Source organism: Streptomyces sp. NBC_01217 (genome assembly GCF_035994185.1).
GTDB lineage: Bacteria > Actinomycetota > Actinomycetes > Streptomycetales > Streptomycetaceae > Streptomyces.
The window spans coordinates 7313356-7329810 of record NZ_CP108538.1; the positions used below are offsets into that span (position 1 = coordinate 7313356).

At 68.5% G+C, this 16455-nt stretch carries 15 protein-coding genes; 4 read left to right on the forward strand and 11 right to left on the reverse strand.

Annotation, left to right across the window (positions count from 1 at the left end; genetic code table 11):
* The first annotated feature begins 24 nt into the window (after nt 1-24).
* Both OG507_RS32725 and OG507_RS32730 read left to right on the forward strand, forming a co-directional pair.
* Nucleotides 25-489 (forward strand): ArsI/CadI family heavy metal resistance metalloenzyme, encoded by a 465-nt coding sequence (locus OG507_RS32725; RefSeq protein ID WP_327370711.1) that lies wholly within the window; start codon nt 25-27, stop codon nt 487-489.
* A gap of 7 nt (nt 490-496) precedes the next feature.
* Complete coding sequence (locus tag OG507_RS32730; protein WP_327370712.1) at nt 497-1708, forward strand: MFS transporter; 1212 nt, start codon at nt 497-499, stop codon at nt 1706-1708.
* Nucleotides 1709-1893: 185 nt separating this feature from the next.
* On the opposite strand, the gene OG507_RS32735 is transcribed toward OG507_RS32730, so the two are convergent.
* The 9 genes from OG507_RS32735 to OG507_RS32775 form a co-directional block, all read right to left on the reverse strand.
* Entirely contained in the window at nt 1894-2391 is a 498-nt protein-coding gene (locus OG507_RS32735) for a hypothetical protein (RefSeq protein ID WP_327370713.1), read from the reverse strand.
* Nucleotide 2392: 1 nt separating this feature from the next.
* Nucleotides 2393-4501, reverse strand: coding sequence for a site-specific integrase (locus OG507_RS32740; protein WP_327370714.1), 2109 nt, complete (start codon nt 4499-4501; stop codon nt 2393-2395).
* A gap of 65 nt (nt 4502-4566) precedes the next feature.
* On the reverse strand, nt 4567-6345 hold the full coding sequence (locus OG507_RS32745) for a hypothetical protein (protein WP_327370715.1): 1779 nt from the start codon (nt 6343-6345) through the stop codon (nt 4567-4569).
* Nucleotides 6345-7730, reverse strand: coding sequence for a site-specific integrase (locus OG507_RS32750; RefSeq protein WP_327372177.1), 1386 nt, complete (start codon nt 7728-7730; stop codon nt 6345-6347). The genes OG507_RS32745 and OG507_RS32750 overlap by 1 nt, the downstream gene beginning before the upstream one ends.
* Before the next feature lie 162 nt (nt 7731-7892).
* A complete protein-coding gene (locus tag OG507_RS32755; protein WP_327370716.1) occupies nt 7893-8660 on the reverse strand; it encodes an MFS transporter in 768 nt (255 codons plus the stop codon).
* Nucleotides 8657-9859, reverse strand: a complete 1203-nt coding sequence (locus OG507_RS32760) for a bifunctional class I SAM-dependent methyltransferase/NUDIX hydrolase (RefSeq protein ID WP_327370717.1) — start codon at nt 9857-9859, stop codon at nt 8657-8659. The genes OG507_RS32755 and OG507_RS32760 overlap by 4 nt, the downstream gene beginning before the upstream one ends.
* Before the next feature lie 28 nt (nt 9860-9887).
* A complete protein-coding gene (locus tag OG507_RS32765) occupies nt 9888-10832 on the reverse strand; it encodes an NUDIX domain-containing protein (RefSeq protein ID WP_327370718.1) in 945 nt (314 codons plus the stop codon).
* Between the two features lie 86 nt (nt 10833-10918).
* Complete coding sequence (locus tag OG507_RS32770) at nt 10919-12628, reverse strand: NUDIX domain-containing protein (RefSeq protein WP_327370719.1); 1710 nt, start codon at nt 12626-12628, stop codon at nt 10919-10921.
* 757 nt (nt 12629-13385) lie between these two features.
* Nucleotides 13386-13697: a hypothetical protein gene (locus tag OG507_RS32775; protein WP_327370720.1), complete on the reverse strand. Its 312-nt coding sequence runs from the start codon at nt 13695-13697 to the stop codon at nt 13386-13388.
* A 238-nt stretch (nt 13698-13935) separates the two neighbouring features.
* Here OG507_RS32775 and OG507_RS32780 point away from each other — a divergent pair, with 238 nt between their 5' ends.
* On the forward strand, nt 13936-14238 hold the full coding sequence (locus OG507_RS32780) for a hypothetical protein (RefSeq protein ID WP_327370721.1): 303 nt from the start codon (nt 13936-13938) through the stop codon (nt 14236-14238).
* A gap of 20 nt (nt 14239-14258) precedes the next feature.
* Nucleotides 14259-15464 (forward strand): penicillin-binding transpeptidase domain-containing protein, encoded by a 1206-nt coding sequence (locus OG507_RS32785; RefSeq protein WP_327370722.1) that lies wholly within the window; start codon nt 14259-14261, stop codon nt 15462-15464.
* A gap of 207 nt (nt 15465-15671) precedes the next feature.
* On the opposite strand, the gene OG507_RS32790 is transcribed toward OG507_RS32785, so the two are convergent.
* Nucleotides 15672-15866, reverse strand: coding sequence for a hypothetical protein (locus OG507_RS32790; RefSeq protein WP_327370723.1), 195 nt, complete (start codon nt 15864-15866; stop codon nt 15672-15674).
* A 110-nt stretch (nt 15867-15976) separates the two neighbouring features.
* Nucleotides 15977-16333, reverse strand: coding sequence for a hypothetical protein (locus OG507_RS32795; RefSeq protein WP_327370724.1), 357 nt, complete (start codon nt 16331-16333; stop codon nt 15977-15979).
* Between the last annotated feature and the right edge of the window lie 122 nt (nt 16334-16455).

Here is a 16455-nt window from a genome sequence, read left to right on the forward strand (position 1 = left end):
TGCACCCATACACGGAGGTTCGTCATGTCTCGCGTACAGCTCGCGCTCCGCGTTCCCGACCTCAACGCCTCGGTCGCCTTCTACAGCCAGTTGTTCGGCACCGAGCCCGCCAAACTCCGCGACGGCTACGCCAACTTCGCCATCGCCGAGCCTCCGCTCAAGCTCGTCCTGATCGAAGGAACGGCGGACGAGGCGACCCGCATGGACCACCTCGGCGTCGAGGTCGAGACGACCGAGGCGGTCCACGCCGCCACCGCCCGCCTGGGCGAGGCCGGCCTCACCACCGACGAGGAGAACGACACCACCTGTTGTTACGCCCTCCAGGACAAGGTCTGGGTCCACGGCCCCGGCCAGGAACCCTGGGAGGTGTACGTCGTCAAGGCCGACGCCGACAACCTGGCCAAGCAACAGGGCAGCACCTGCTGCGCCGGCCCGGCGCCGGTCGACACCGGCGCGAACGAACCGGTCGCCGCAACTGGCTGCTGCTGATCGCCGGATGACTGACCTACACACCAGCCAGGCCGCGACCGGAACCGGGGACCGGTCGCGGCCTCGCGCCGCCCTGCCCGCCCTCTGCGCGACCCAGATCACCAGCTGGGGAATCGTCTACTACGCCTTCCCGGTCCTCAACGCCCGCATCACCGCCGACACCGGCTGGCCAACCACCGCCACCCCGGCCGCGTTCTCCGCCGCTCTGCTGGTCTCCGCGGCAGCCGGGATACCAGTGGGCCGGATCCTCGACCGGCGCGGCCCGCACGCGGTGATGACCTTCGGCTCGATCCTCGCCACGGTGGCCCTACTCGCCGTTGCCGCCACCCCGAACCTGACGGGCTTCGTCGCCGCCTGGCTCCTCGCCGGAGTCGCCATGGCCGCCACCTTCTACCAGCCCGCCTTCGCCGCACTGACCCGCTGGTGGGGCCCGGACAGGATCCGCGCCCTGACGACGGTCACCCTGGCGGGGGGCCTGGCCTCCACGGTCTTTGCCCCGTTGACCGCGACCTTGGCCGATCACATGAGCTGGCGTGCGACATACGCCGTGCTCGCGGCGATCCTCGCCGCCATCACCATCCCCGCCCACGCCCTCGCTCTGCGCGCCCCCTGGCCCGCGCCTCCTCCCCAGCCCGCGCACCTGCACGAGGGCCGCGACGGGATCGCCCGAAGCCGCCCCTTTCTCCTCCTGGCCGCCGCCTTCACGCTGTCCGGGTTCGCCTTGTACGCCGTCGTCATCGGCCTCGTCCCACTGCTGACCGCACGCGGCGCGGACGCGACGACGGCCGCCTGGGCACTAGGACTCGGGGGCGCCGGCCAGACCCTCGGCCGCACCCTCTACGCGACCCTCACGCGCCGCACGGGCGTCACGACACGCACTATGGCCCTGATCGCCGCCGGAGGAATCACCACACTGGCACTCGGCCTCACCTCCGGCCCGATCCCGCTTCTGGTCCTGCTCGCCGTCCTGGCCGGAGTCGTCCGAGGCAACCTCACTCTCCTCCAGGCCACCGCCGTCACCGACCGCTGGGGCACCACCCACTACGGCAGTCTCTCCGCCGTCCTCGCGGCCCCCGCCACCATCGCGAGCGCCCTCGCCCCGTTCGCTGGCGCAGCCCTTGCCGGACCACTCGGCGGATATCCGCACCTCTTCGTGCTGCTCGCCGCTGTGTCGGCAGCCGCCGCTCTCCTCGTGCTCGCTACCCGTCCGCGTCGTTGATCCTGCTATCGGCCCTACGTGCTGGGGGACAGGAGAGTTCGGGATCGCCTTGGACAAGGTGCGCGCCCTTATTCCAAAGCGAGGAGATCACTCGGCAACGCGGGGGCGGGGTGCCCGGCAGTCTTCGCCGCGCGCCCCGCCCCAAGCGTCGCAAGCTACGCAGGCACCGAGGCCAGAGGTGGCAGTCAGCTACACGATCCGTACGGCGCACTCGGTCTGGAACTGTTCGGCAGGGCCGAGACATTCGACGGCGCGGCCAAGGTACCGCGAAGTCGCTCGATCTCCATCCGCTGGGCGGCGATCTGCGACAGTGCCCGCTCCCTGAAGTCGGTGAGACCGTCGATCTGCACGTCACGCGCGGCGAGGCGCTCCTTCAGTCCGGAGACCTGTTCTTTGAGGCGCTCGATCTGCGCAGCCCGCGGGTCCGGGATCACACCCGTTTCCCGGAGCTCGGCTAGCCTGCGCTCGAACTCCTGCGCCAGGTGTTGGTAGGGGCCTGGCCGCGGCGAGCCGTCGCGGTTCTTCTTGGGATAGAAGCCGGTGCGGGCGACCTCGGCTTGGGCCGCGAGGGTTTTGATGTCGCACTTGCTGCCCGTGGGAACCTCACCGGCAAGGAGCCGGTCCATGACGTGCCGGATGGCCGCCTCGTTTTCCCGTCGGGTTTCGTCGCTGATGCGGGCCACGTCATGCCCCCGTTCCGGGATTGGCGTCGATTTCGGACAACACCCGTTCATCGCGGGCGAGTTCCGCACACAGCCGGGCCTTCTCCGTCCGCTGTGCGCGCCCGATGGTGGCGATGAAGACCTTCTTGCTCTCCGCGCTGGCCGCCCACACCGGGCGGTGCCCGGCATGGTGGGTGGCTTGGGGGCACCGTGCCGAATCGCACATCCCGATCAGGGGTTCCGTCGCCCCGCGGGCGTGGGCCCCGGCGAGCTTGAGGCACAGCGCCTTGGACGGGTCGAGGAACCAGCAGTAGTTCGCCGGCCCCAGATGCAGAGCCTTTGCCCGCTTGGCGAGCAGGTTCGTCACCTCCTGATCGCTGCGCTTGATGTTCGGCGCCCCGGACGAATCCAACTGTTCGTCGACGAACGCGAAGAAGTCCAGGAGGTCGCTGGCGCCGGGCCCGGCAGGCCGGATGCCGTTCTGGTAGTCGTGGAAGGCATCGAGGGCGATGCGCATCTTGGCCTCTCGCTCCTCGTGGCCGAACTCTGCCAATAGCACCGACTGGGCTCCACCAGGGCGGTCGGCATAGCCCTCGGTGGTGACCACGGAGATGTGCTTGAGGTGAATCTTGGCGGCAAGCAGACCACCGGGCCGGTGCGCCATTTCCACCGCGAGGGTGCGACGGAGCATCCGCAGGCTGACCGGCTCCTCGGGGATCGGCGCCAGACCAAGCCGCCGCCCCTCGGGGCCATTGACCCAGGTCAGGAACCACTCGTACGGGGTGTAGAAAGAGAGTGACTTGAACAGATGGCCGCTGTTCTTCACAGGATCGGCGAGCGAGGCTGCGACACCGGCCGTGTCGTACGCCTGTTTGATGGTCACCCACTGATCGTGTTCACCACCCAGCTTTCGGCCCTTGATGACCTTGCCTTTCAAGCGATAGCGGAGGCGCCCCTCGCCGAGCTGTTCAGGCGGCTGACGGCAGTCGGGGGTCAGCTCGGCCAGTTCGCTCTTACGCATTCCCGTCAGTGCGGCGAGCGCGATGACACAGGCGGTGCGGGCCCGGGAGAGCTGCACTCGGGCCTCGGTGGTGTTCATGGGCGGGGTCCAGGGGACGCTGCCCCGTCCGTCGGCGCGCTCTACCAGGGCAGCAGCCCGGCCCCAGCGTTTGGCCACGCCGACGTCCCTCACTGCCTCTTCGAGACGGCCGCGCAGGGCGGGCAGCCACGTGGAGTAGAAGGCGTGCCGTCCAGTCTCATGGGCTAGGGAGATCAGGTTGACCCGCAGCAGCGGATCGTCCGGAGCCCAGCCGTACGCCAGCCGCTCGGCTACGACATGGTCGAGGGCGACATCGAACGGATCGCCCTCCTGCACGTGGCGGTCGATCGCCTGCCCGACCTCAACCTTCCAGCCCGGACGCTTGCTGTTGCGGCCCGGCCGGTTCGGAATCATCTCCTGCAACTGCTGCTGGAGTTCAACGACGTGCGGCGCCAGCACCTCCACCACATACAGGGCTGCCGCGACGAGCGGCTGGAAGACGTCGTTGCTCAGCGGCGGTGTCTTGTTGCCCCTCTGGCGGACCATTCCAGCGACCGAGTACGCCGTGCGCCGCCCCCACGGACGGAAGGTGGGCGCATAGCCGCCGACGGAGAACAATTCGGTGTAATAGCCCAGTTCCTGGATGACCGCCACGACTTCCATGCGGTAGCCGGGACTGCTGTCGCGGATGACGACGCCGTGCTTGTCCCGCACCTTCTTGCGAAACTCCAGATAGGCGGCGCAGTGCTGCTGGGTGACGTCCCCGAGGTTGTCCACGCCCTGTTCGGTGAGCCAGTTCAGCCAGCCGGTCAGCCGGGTCAGCCGCCCGTTCACCGTGGCCATCAGCACCGGCGTCCGGTAGGCATGGGTAAGTTCCCGCACAGCAGGATGGTCCGGAGCGAGCCGGGCGAAGATGAACTCCTTTGCGAGTGCCCTCCACCGGGGATTGAGGATCTCGATGAAAGACAAGATCCGCGCGTGCCGGGCAAGATACCGGGGCAGTCCGATGACACCGGCGAAGTCCCAGACGTTCTCGTCGAATTGAGGATGAGGGCCCGCGCCGTAGACAGGCAGACCGGCCGCAGCGCACACGTCTTCACCTCCAAAGACGGAGTGTGGAAAGGCAGCCGAAGGGGTCGTGGGGTGGTGCAGGGTGGTCATACGGTGTGCTCCTCAGGCCGCAGGGGAAGCTCGACATCGGAGTCGGTGACCTCGGCAGCCGCTGTGCGCAGCGCGTCCTCGGAGAAGTGCCGGTCGGGGGTCAGGATCTCGTCGAGACGGTGGGCGTACGGGCCGAAGACGGGGATGAACTCGGCGGTGGTCATCTGCTGCCACTGGCGAGAGAAGAACGCCCGCAGTCTCAACAGGTTCGGCAGATGGCGGGGCGCGAACAAGGCCAGCGGGCACAGCAGGCACACCCACGGGCGTGCCGGGCAGGGCTTGCCCTTCGGCCCGTGCAGCCCCGACAACTGGTCTCCACATGCCGCGGTGAACACATCGCGTTCCCCGGACAGCAGCTGCGCCAAGGCGTCGTCGTCCAGGCCGAGCCGCTTCATATGCTCGGGATAGTTCTCCACCAGGTCGGCCATCTCGGCGCCTGCCAGCACCAAGGGCGGCAGGGCCCGGCGCACGAGGTCCTCCTGGGCCTCGGCCATGATGTCTTCCACCGCCTCGCGCTGAGCCGGCGTCGTGTTCGTCAGGTAGTGGTCCCCCTCGACACCGGGGGACCGGTTCGGATCCAGCGTGGCCCGGCGGCTGCCGCGCCAGTGCGACCGGTCTTGCAACGCGTCGTGGGTAGTACGGATGCGGTGCAGGTGAAGGGCCAGGGGGAGACCGTCGTCGCCGGTCATCTGCACGGGGCGCCCGTCCTTGTCGACGGCCTGCCGCCGCTCGACCCAGGCGCGTACGGACGCGCGCGTCGCCGGCTTGGCCAGCCATCGCTCTCCCGCCCGTGTGCCGCCCGGCGCGAAACGCACCCAGAGCTCGCGGCGCAATTCCTCGAGCGCGAAACGGCGGGCCACCGCGGAGTGATCGAGCCGCTGTTCCAGCAGGCGAGTGGCCTGACGGGACAGAGCAAGGCTCTCCGCCGCAGTGCGGCCCTTGACATAGCTGAGGAGGATCTTCTCGTCACCCGCCCACTCGATGTCGTCGAGTCCCAGGTCCGCGATCCCGTCCGGCACGACCCCGGTGTAGGCGCCGAACAACAGCTGGTAGGCGATCATCACGTCCAGGGTCGGGATCAGCGGATCCAGCACCGCGCGAAGCCCCACCCCGTATCTCTGCCGGAAGGGGAAGGAACCGTGCTCTGCCATCTCGTTGACGAGAGGGTCGGGCCCGTTGTGAAGCACCAGCCAGTGATGGGCAGTGCGCTCACGAAGCGAGGGCCCTGGCCCGTCACCTGCCGAAGCCTGGTCACGGGCCGCGCAGAACGTGCGGAAGGCAGCATCGACCTCGTCCCGGCAGGTACGGATGAGCCGGGCCCATTCCGCCTCGCTGTACGGCTGGTGCGAGCCGTACCTCTCACCCGTGTTGAACAGCCGGCCGTCGACGAACGCGCGCACGTCCGGCGCCAGAATCTGATCCTGGTCGTCGGCGCAACGCAGCATCGCCCGCAGCGCGCTCTCCTGGGAGGATCGCACCCCTTGGCGCCAGTACCGGGCGAGGAGCGCGCGCGTCAGATCGGATGCCTCGCCGGTGAACCCGAACTCGACCAGCCAGTCGGTAAAGGCGCGGACGGCCGTGAGGTAGAGATCGATACCTCCCGGGCTGTCGACCTGTCCGTGCGGATGGACAAGGTCCGTAACGCCTTCCAGCAGAGTGCGTGCCAGCCCAGGGACCTCCACTGCTCGCCGCACACGCAGGGGGCGGAGGTACTCCGACCCGTCACTGAAGATGCAGTGCACGCCCAGGGGGTCAAGCGTGACGACCGCCGGCATCAGAGCACCGCCAGTTCGTCGTCGAACTCAGTCTCGAGCTCCAGCTCGACCTCCTCGTCCAGCAGGCCGTACTCCTTGCCGACCCGCCGGTACAGGGACGTGAACAGGCGGAGCACGTCCAGACGGTGGAGGTACGCTTCCGTGGTCAACGAACTGGAATGGCCGAGCAGATCGCGCAGAATCAGCAGCGGTTCCTGGGTCCGCAGGTATTGCGCCAGGGCGGCATCGTCATCAGTGTCGCGGACCTGCCGAGCAGCCTGCTCGTACCAGCCACGCATCAGCCGAGCCATGGTCGCCATGGCCATGGTGTGACGCAGCCGGTGCGGATTGACGTGCGGGAAACGCGGTTCGTAGCGCTCGCGGATGCGATCCGCGGTCCTGGCGAAGACCGTGGCCCATCCGGTGAACGGGCGTCCCTGGCCCCACACCGACAGCAGCATCGAACCGCCCTCCGGAGCGACCAGACGCCGCCGTTCGCCAGGGCCGAGCGAACTCCACTGCACACGGACCCCGTTAACCCGCCCTCCCCGCTGGTCGGCGTCCGTCACGAACAGCGGCTCCCCCCAGCGGGCCGGCGGACGCCACGACGATCCGAACGTCGCCGCCGCCCGGGCGAGAGCGATGTAGGAGTGCAGCTCAGCCAGCACGTCGTAATCGATCCACGACTCGCGGTACGTGCCTCCCTTGGTGATTCCGGAAGGGACCGGAAACGACACCGGCACCGCAGTCCGTCGCGAAGGAAGCGCGGGCACCTCGCAGGCCAGCAGATACGTGTACTCCTGGCTGCGTAGCCCGCTGGAGACGATCATTCGACCGACCGCCGAGTTCCGGGCCAACTCCCGCCCTCTGTACCGCAGATCCCGCTCCCCCGCGGGGCCCAGACCCGCCAACCCCTTCAGGAACATGTCCGTGAAGTCGTCGTCGAGATACTTGATCGTCACATGAGGCTTGGCCTGGCGCCGCCGTGACTGGTTGACCCGCCCGCGACGGACTTGCCCCTTGAACGCCCAAACCGCCTGCCGGTACGTGAACGGCTCGGAGTCGGCGTACTCCTCATCCTTCGCCCACTTGTAGAACCCCGCCAGAATCCCCATGTTCTGGTTCCACGTAGATGCCTCGAAGCGATGCTTGATGGGGCCCTGAGCTCGATAGACGGAGTACGCGCCCAACGCCGCCTTCAGACGACGCCGCGTGTCGAACAGGGCGACTCCGTGCTCGGATATGAACTCCAGCCACTCACGCACCGTACGCACGTAGTAGGGCCACGAATTCGGCGATGGGCATCCATTCGCCGGCAGCTCGCAAGCCCAGCAGTTGATCACGGTTGTGGGACGGATGCCGTTGCTGTCCTCGAAGAGGAGGTCGTCGTCGAACAGCAGCGGCATCCCCTCCGGGATCGCCGGCCTGAAGGCAAGTCCCCAGGACTCCCACCCTGCTGATGAGTACGTCGATTGGTGCATGGCCGATGAGTATCAATGCAACTCAGCTGAGTGCAACACACAAACAAGCAGGTCAGGTGGGGCATTCGGCAGTAAGCAACACCGTCGCTAAGCGGGAACAATCAGGTACACGACCCAGATGGCGTTGGTGCCGGCGAGGACGGTGGAGGTGATCGCGTTCGTGGTCACGAGCGGGCCGATGACGGGATGTCGCCAGGTGTAGGCGAGGCCGGCCCGGATCTCGCTGCGCACGCTCCGTTTTGCGGTGCGCTGCTCCGGCACGGTCTCGGGGCTGAGGATGCGCAGGGTGCACCAGGCGGTGACTAGGTAGGAGACCGCGTCTGCGGCGACCGCGCGGGCAGCGCCGATCACGCCGATCAGGGCTCCGGCGAGGGCCGGGCCGCCGATGTCGGCCAGTGTGTTTGCGCTGGCCAGTTTGGCGTTGGCCTCCATGAGCCGGTGTGACGGCAGGAGATGCGGGATGGAGGACAGGCTCGCGGCCATGCCCACGACGTGGCAGGAGCCGACGACGAACGCCGCTACCCACAGCTGCATCAGGGTCAGCCTGCCGAAGGAGGCGGCCAGGGGGATCGATCCCATCGCTGCCGCGCAGGCCGGGCTCGTCGTCATCATCAGGGGCCGTTTGCGGACGCGGTCGCACCAGGCACCGGCCGGCAGCGAGAACAGCAGGGGCGGCGTCTTCTGCACGGCCGCCAGGACGGCGGCCTGCCACGTCGTGGCGTGCAGGCTCACGACCGCGACCAGGGGGATGGCGACGGAGCTGAGCGAGGAGCCCAGCACGTCGCTGGCCTGGCCCGTCCAGTAGAGGCGGAAGTCGCGGTGGCGCCACAGACTCGAGTCTGCGTTGGCTGTCATGCCAGGCCGTCCACCGTCGTCGTGGTCGGTGTGCCGTGGGTGAAGGGCGTGAAGTGTGCGGGGGTGTGGTCGATGGGCAGGTCGGGACGCCAGGCGGTGAGGATCTGGGCGCTGCACACGAACAGGCCGTCGGGAAGCTGATCGAGAGGGTGCCAGGCCCAGTCGCCGACGCTTTCGTCCGGCTGTGTGGCCGGCTGTCCCCGCCAGGCGTGGACGAGCGCGCCGACGGTGACCCGTAGGACGCCTTCGATGTGGTCGACGAGCGTGCCCAGGAGCCTGACGTCGCCGGGGCGGGCGATCAGACCGGTCTCCTCGCCGACTTCGCGGACCACCGCGGCTTCGAAGGACTCTCCGGCCTCGACGGTTCCGCCGGGCAGTTCGAGGGTGCCGCGGCGGTGGCGGCCCAGCAGGAGTCCTTGCTCGCTGAGGAGGATTGCTCCGACACCGACGGCCGCGTGCGACATTGGCGGTCTGGTGCTGCGGGGGCGGCTGGCAACCCGTGCCGGCCGGTCGGGCAGGCGGCGGGCGCGGATGAGCTGCTGGATGACCGGGGCGTTCTCGTCAGGGTGGTGCAGCAGGTCGATGGCCTCGACGCGGAAGCCGTACTCCGGGAGCAGGTCCTCCCACAGCTGCGGCGCCAAGACCCACATCTGAGTCGGCAAGGGCGGATCGTCACGCAGCAGAATCATCTGCTCGCGCGGTGCCACCTCCGTGGACGGCCCGCGGCCGTGCAGGTCGGTGTGCAGGAGCGAGAGGATCAGCGGCGCGTCGGGACGCAGTCCGTCGCGCAGCGCCGGCAGCGCACGGTGCGGGTCGATGAACCCCAGCGTGCCGATGGCGTACGCGGCGTCGAACGGCTCGGCCCCGGCCAGGTACTCGGCTACATCCCCTTGTGTGAACTCCACGCCCTCAACGTCCGCGTGGCTGGAGGCGGCGCGTTCGTGCTGGGTCGGGGACAGCTCGATTCCGGTGACGCGAGCGCCGTGAGCCTGGGCGAGATGGACGGCGTGGTGGCCGGCCCCGGAACCGATGTCCAGGACGCGGCGGCCGGTGATGTCGCCAAGGACTTCACCTCCCGGCCCGACTCCCTCCCAGGGCGCCCAGGACATCTGGTCGGGAATGGGCGGCGCGTAGGCGCGGGCCAGTTGACGCTGGCCGTAGACCTTCCAGGCGTGGGTGTTGATGTCCTCGACGGGCACGATGCCTCCTCGGTGGGCGTGATGCGGATCAGGTGTGCGTGATGAGGTAGGCGGGGCCCTCGCCGCCCCGGGCTCGTTCGATGGCGTCGAGACGGGCGAAGGCGCGGGGCGCCATCAACTCCTGCCAGTCGGCCATGTCGTGCACGGCCCACATGTCGTGCTCGGCGGAATCGAGACGGATCCGGCGAAGCTGGTCTGCGGTCAGCCGGCCTCCGTCGAAGATGAGACCCACCTTGTTCAGCGGCATGTGGGGCCCGGCGTGCAGGAAGTGCGTCAGGAGCAGCCTCGGTGCCTCCAGGCCGAGTTCGAGGCCGGTCTCCTCGACCGCTTCACGCCGGGCGGTCTGGAGCGGATCTTCCCCTTGCGCGTCGAGGTTTCCGCCCGGGAACTGCCAGAGCCGCGAGCCGTAGACCGAGCGCAGCTGTACCGGCCGGTCGTGCTCGTCCCGGACGTACAGGCAGCCGTACACCGTGTGGTGGGGGACGGTCTGCGCGTACTGCGAGGGCATTATCGGCATGGGGCGGCCGGGCCGGGCAGGGCGGTGGTCGAACTCGAAGGCGAGGGGGCCGAGCGCCTCCTTGGCCGGCGGGTAGATGGCGCGGAGGTTGAGCAGGAGGTCCTCGCGCGCTCCGTCCGGGTCGATACGGGTGGCATCCTCCGCGCTGAGCAGAGCCTCGAACGAGGCGTACGGAGTGATCCGCTTCACGATGATGTCGAGTTCCCGGTCGCTGTCCCGGTCGTGGAAGACGACGGCGTCCCCCACCTCGACGGCCGCCTTCTCCGGCGTGGCGACGCGGACCTCGATTGTCTTGCGTCCCGACTCCACCTGCCCGTAGTAGCGGCCCATGAGGTGGAAGTGGTGCTGGCGCTGGGGCGCAGCTTCCTCCTCGTCGTGCGTGCTCGACGGCGTGCGGCGCCCTTCGGCGTTTCCGCGGTCCTCTTCGTCCTGCGTGGTGAACATCTGCGAAGGCACACCCTTCTCGGTAGCGGTTCTGGCGACGGCAGTGCAGCGCAGCCGCTGAGAGTGCCGCCAAGCCGGTCGTCCGGATGCAGACCCCGTCAGGACCAGCCCATGGGGACGTAGAAGGTGCCGTTGGAGATGGCCTCCAAGGCGACGCGCGTGTACTCGACGATGGGCTCGGGCAGCGCATCCAGCGGCCACCAGCACCACTCGGTGCAGCACTCGGGTTCGCGTACGACAGGCTCGCCCTCCCAGCGGGAGGGCGCGAAGAACAGCCCCATGCGCGGGACAGTGCTCCCGGGGTCGAGCAGGTCGAGGACGTGGACGAGTGACAAGTCGCTCTGCGGGATGCGGAGTCCGGTCTCTTCCTCCGCTTCCCGGACCATGCAGGTGACGGCGGATTCCATGTCTTCGCGGTGGCCGGCGGGAAGGTGCCAGGTCGAGGGGGCGAAGGCACTGTCCGGGTGGCGCTTGCCCAGAAGGACGGCTCCGTCACGGAGGAGGACGAGGTGGGCGCCGACGATGCTGCGGCTGCGGTGATCGCGCGGCTCGCGGACTTCCACCACAGGAAGCGTTGCGTCCTGGCGCCCACCGGGCTGGTCCGCGTTGTGGTGGGCGTGCAGGACCGCGGCGGCGCCGGGGTCCATGGTCATCTCGTCGATTTCCTCGATACGGGTCCAGCGAAGCTGGATGCCCTCGCGGAGTTCGATCTCGTGCGCGGGGGTGTTCAGCGTGCCGTGGTAGACGCGCACGCGGCCCTTGAAGGCCCCGCTGGCATCCAGCGTGTCCAGCGTGACGAAGCCGGTCAGGTCCGGGATGACCAGTCCGATCTCCTCATCGAGTTCCCGGGCGATGGCTTCGTCGCAGGTCTCGCCCATCTCGGTGTGTCCGCCGAGCAGGGCCCAGTGTCCCGGGCGCCAGATCGGTTTGTGCGCCGAGCGAAGGTGGAGCAGGTAGCGGCCCTCGTCGTCGGTAAGCAGGGCCGCGGTACCGGGAATCGTCGGCCAGTCGATCGCGACGAGGGTGTGCTTCTTGACGAACACGTGCGGAGCACCGGTCGCGGTCGTGGGGCTGTTGTCGTCCAGGGGGCGGATGGTGATGCGCGGGCAGAGGGCGGCGCGGTGGTTGCGCTGCCAGTGCTGGACCTGCTCGGCCATCTCCTTCGCGGCCAGGTGGCCGTGGGGACCGTAGCCGTGGACGACGAACTCGTACAGGCCGTTGCCGTCGTCTCCGTCGGAGATGCGCTTGGTGGCCAGCCGCGCGAGGGAGGCACCGCGGACGATCGCGGCGCCGGGCCAGTGCTTGGGCGGCGGGTTCAGGACCCCGTTGTCGCCGTCGGGGTCGACCGCAAGGCGGCAGAAGCCGGGCAGGGCGCCGGCCAGGTAGAGGGTGAGGCCGTCGAAGGGTTCCTGGCCGCCGACGGTGACGTGGGTGGTGTGCGCCACGGTCGGTTCGCGGGTGAGGGCGGGGGCGAGCTGGTCGACGGGCAGCGGGGCGCCGTCCTCCCAAGACAGGTGGACGCCGGTGCCGGGGACGCTGCGCCGGTTCGCGTTCCAGGCGCCGTCACCCTGCATGGCGACGAACCCGCAGACAATGAGCGGCTCGTCGCTGAGTAGTGCCCCGTCGCGCTTGGTGAAGCCGATCGCCCAGTGGTACCCGTGCAGGCGCAGCGGCGCGACGAGGCGTCCGCCGTCGGTGAGAGCGTCGATCCAGGGCAGGTCCCAGGTGTCGACGGTGACCAGGATGGCGTCGAAGCCGCCTTCCGGCACGATGCCGGCGGGCAGGTGCTCGGCGTCCGCGGTGACCACGTGGATCTAGGATCCGCGCGGCCATGAGCACTGCGTGCTGCAGGAACGCTGGAATCCACGCCAGGTGAGCAGCGCTGATGCCGACGCTCAGTGAGCAATCTTGATACTCCCACTCAACGAATCAACGACTGGCTGTAACCATCAACGGAACGACGACGTGAATCCTGCCCCGACGATGCCATGTCCATCGATGCGCTGAAGTACACCGCCGAGCACCGGACGGCCACGACGGAAGCCCTGCGGACTTGCGGCCTGGCGAGCGTCGCGTATCAACCGGTCGGCACCCTGACAGCCGCTGACTCGCTCAGCCAACCTGAGGCACCTCCTGCCGACAGATCTCCGTACGGCGTCGCGGCTGGTAGGCGCGACTCGGTCGAGTTCGGGATCGCGTCCCTCGTACGCCTTTGGGCACCCTGTGGCGATCAGGGCGTCCGCGCCCCACTCAGGCAGGTGTCTGGCCGAGTGGATCGCGGCGCCGACCCCCAGGGGCGCACATCGTCGCGCTGCAGCTGTGCTCCCGCGAGCATGACTGGGTAGTCCAGGCCGGCGGCGTGGATGACTTCCAGCTCTCCGACGTGCTCGGCGATCCCCACATGCTCGCGATCGGCTTCCAGCACGGACAGCGCTGGCACCCACAGGCGGGTCTCCGGCTATGTGCAGTGGCCTTCGCCAAGGGCCCCCGCGCGTATGGGCCGGCGGGCGCTGGTCCTGTCCGGTTCGCCAGCGCCCGTCCGACCCACCGACCGGTATCCACTCGTCATGGGGGCAGCGCAGGCAGCTTCCGGCGTTTTCGGCCGCCCAGGCCGTTCCGGCGCTTTTCACGGTCGCCCGCCAACAGGAGATATCCGCCAACGCTGAATCCTGCGAAGAAGAGGGCAAGGATCAAGCCAAACGGCTGACGGCTCCCGACCAGGAAGCCGGCCGCGCGAATGATCAGACTCAGCCCGAGTGCCATCGCGCCCCAACCAGCACGGGTGCCGTTGTGCCGACGGTGCTGCCGCCTGATGAACCACAAGCCCAAAGCCGCGCAGCCGAGACCGCCCACCCCCAGGATCACTGCATCGACCATGTTCACCTCCCGTGGGGAGCGTACAGATCGACAGCAGGTCACACGCGCCGCGTGAGAGGCACCTCCCACGCACCTCGGCGCGTTCGGCCTGGGCCTTGGCGTGGGCCAGTACGTAGGAGGTGCCGGTCAGAATGGCAGCGTGTGGCGGCAGCTCTGCGCCGAGGACCGACCTGACGGTCTGGTAACGGTTTCGGGGAGCCCGCGTGTAGATGGCAGGCACAAATATACGATCCGTCGAATGAACAAAGCGGTGAAGGTCGGCATCGCCGGTACGGGTACCGCGCTGCTCGTCCTCGGGGGATTCGGCGCGTACAACCTTGCACATGGGCTGTCCTCCGGGGGGACGGGCGGCGGTCATCCCGGGGCGGGGCGCAGCTTCGACCCGGCGGCGGTGTCGAGTTCACCGCCGTCGGATGCCAAGGCCGTCAAGCTGGCCCGGACATTCCTGGATGACTGGGCGCAGAAACACCTGGACGGTGCTGCGAGCGACACCGACGCGCCGCGCAGGCGCTGCAGGGGTACACGGACGGTCTGCACCTGAAGAAGCTATCGTTCGGCCAGGTGACCTCGGCCGGCCCGTCGGCGGTGACATCGGGCGCCACCAAGGTCACCTTCAGCGTCACTGCCCAGGTTGCGGGCGGCACCTGGACCTACCCGAGTGCGGTAGCGGTACTGCAGAGCACGGACGGCCAGCTGGCGGTGCACTGGAACAATCGGTGCTCTACCCGGCCTGGCGACGACCAGTCGCTGTCGGCGGGCAAGCTCCCCGCAGACGCCGTCCCAGCGAAGGTGGTCGCGAGCGACGGAAAGACGGACCTGTCCGGCTTCCTTTCGCTGCGGGAGATCACGGCGACGATCCGCAAGAACGCCACCCCCGAGGGCGGCAACACCGGCAGCGGCGTAGCCGTGGTCAATGCCGCCGGTGACGGTGCCAAGACGTTGCAGGTCTTCTCCAAGGGTCGGGCCGCGACGATCAGAACCACTATCGACGCGCGCCTCCAGGCCGTGGACGAGCGCGCGGTGAAGAGCACTCATCTTCAGGAGAAGCCTGCTGGGACGGTGGCACTCGACTGGCAGACCGGCCACCTCCTCGCGATCGCCGCCCCGTGTACGGACTCGCTGACGGCCAACAGCCAGACGTTCCACATCGACTCCGGGGTGCGAGCGAACGCCAATTCCTCGATCGCCCAGGCATTCACTGTGTCGTGCAACACCTCCTTCATCAAGGACGGTTTCCACCACCTCGTACATGACGGGGACGCCTCCGCGCTGCACGACGAGGCGGTTAATGTCTTCGGCATGGGCAGCTGGTCGATCGGTGGCAGGGTCGCCACCACCGACCCGAGCATCCCGGCAGACGTCCAGGGCGGCGACCAGGCGGCCCAGTTCATCAGCCAGGGCAAGGTCACGGCCACACCACTGTTCATGGCATCCGTGGCAGCGACCGTGCGAGACGGCGGCTTCAAGCAGCCGGTCATCCTGCCGGGCCAGCACCAGGACACCGCGCCCCGGCCGATCTCGTCCCGCACGGCCGGCTACCTGCAGTCGATGATGCGCAGCGTGGCCACCAGCGGCACCGCCGCCCCGCGCCTCGGCGGTCTCCCAGGGGTGGGCGCCAAGACAGGCACCGCGGAGGAGGGCGACCACACCAACGGCTGGCTGACCGCGTACGACTCCCGCATCGCCGTAGCGGCCCTGGTCGAAGGCGGCCGATCCGGCGTGGACTCCGCCGGATACGTCGTCCGGCAACTACTGACAGAGAACTGACCCGCCGTCTGGGGTGAATTTTACGTGGCGTCTCTGCCGGTTCCGGGCGGATGCATGCTGGCTGCAGGTGTTCGTGTGGGATGCGGGCGGCACCTACGGACTGGGCCCATGATCGAGACCGCCCCAGTGGTTTCGCTACTCCGCGCCTCCGTCCCCGTGTCGACAACCCGAGATGTGGCTGGCTGAACGACGCGGTCGAGCCCCCCGCTATCGCGCGGATCCGCTCCAGCGAGTGATCAGGAGCGCGTTCACCACAACCGCGGGTGCCCCCGCGACCATCAGATAGCTGGGCGGCAGCAGCGCCACAGCCGTCCACGCCACGAGCACGTCGAAGATAACCAGCGTCACGAGCAGGCCGCGGCCGCTTCGAAGGAGGCGCTTGACGATTTGCCCTGCAGTCACTTCACAGATCCCATGAGAGGTCACCCAGCGGCGCATACATCGCGTCGCACCGCCGGGGGGAGAGCGGAGGTGGCCATCCAACCTCCGCTCCCCGTTTCCTCGTAACTCCTCTACTGTTCGCCGTCGCCGTGGAGCGTGCCCGGCGCCGTTCGCCGCTCCAGGGCGGACAGCAGCCGTTGCCGGTCGGACAGGCAGACCAACAGCAGCGGCATTTCCATTCGCTGACCCTGGGTTCCTTCCAGCACGAGCAGACCGGCGTTTTTCGACCGTTCTGTGCTGCGGACGGTAACCGACACCGAGGCGAGTTCGGTCCAGAGGATCTGCGACGTACGTCCGCGGAGACGCACCGCAACACCCTCCTGCCCCAGCTTGATCTGCATCAGTCTGGTCAGCAGCGGTATCGCCAGCAGTGCGGCAGCCGGACCGCCCCACAACAACCGCCCTTGGACACCGTGGCTGAGAGCCACCCGTGGCAGCAGAAGCAGCAGTCCGGGTGCAACTAGCACCAGACTGAACCGGAGGGCAGGCCGGACGACAAGGTCCGGTTCACGGTGTTCTCTCAGTGACAACGGACCTTCCTCTCTCTGTC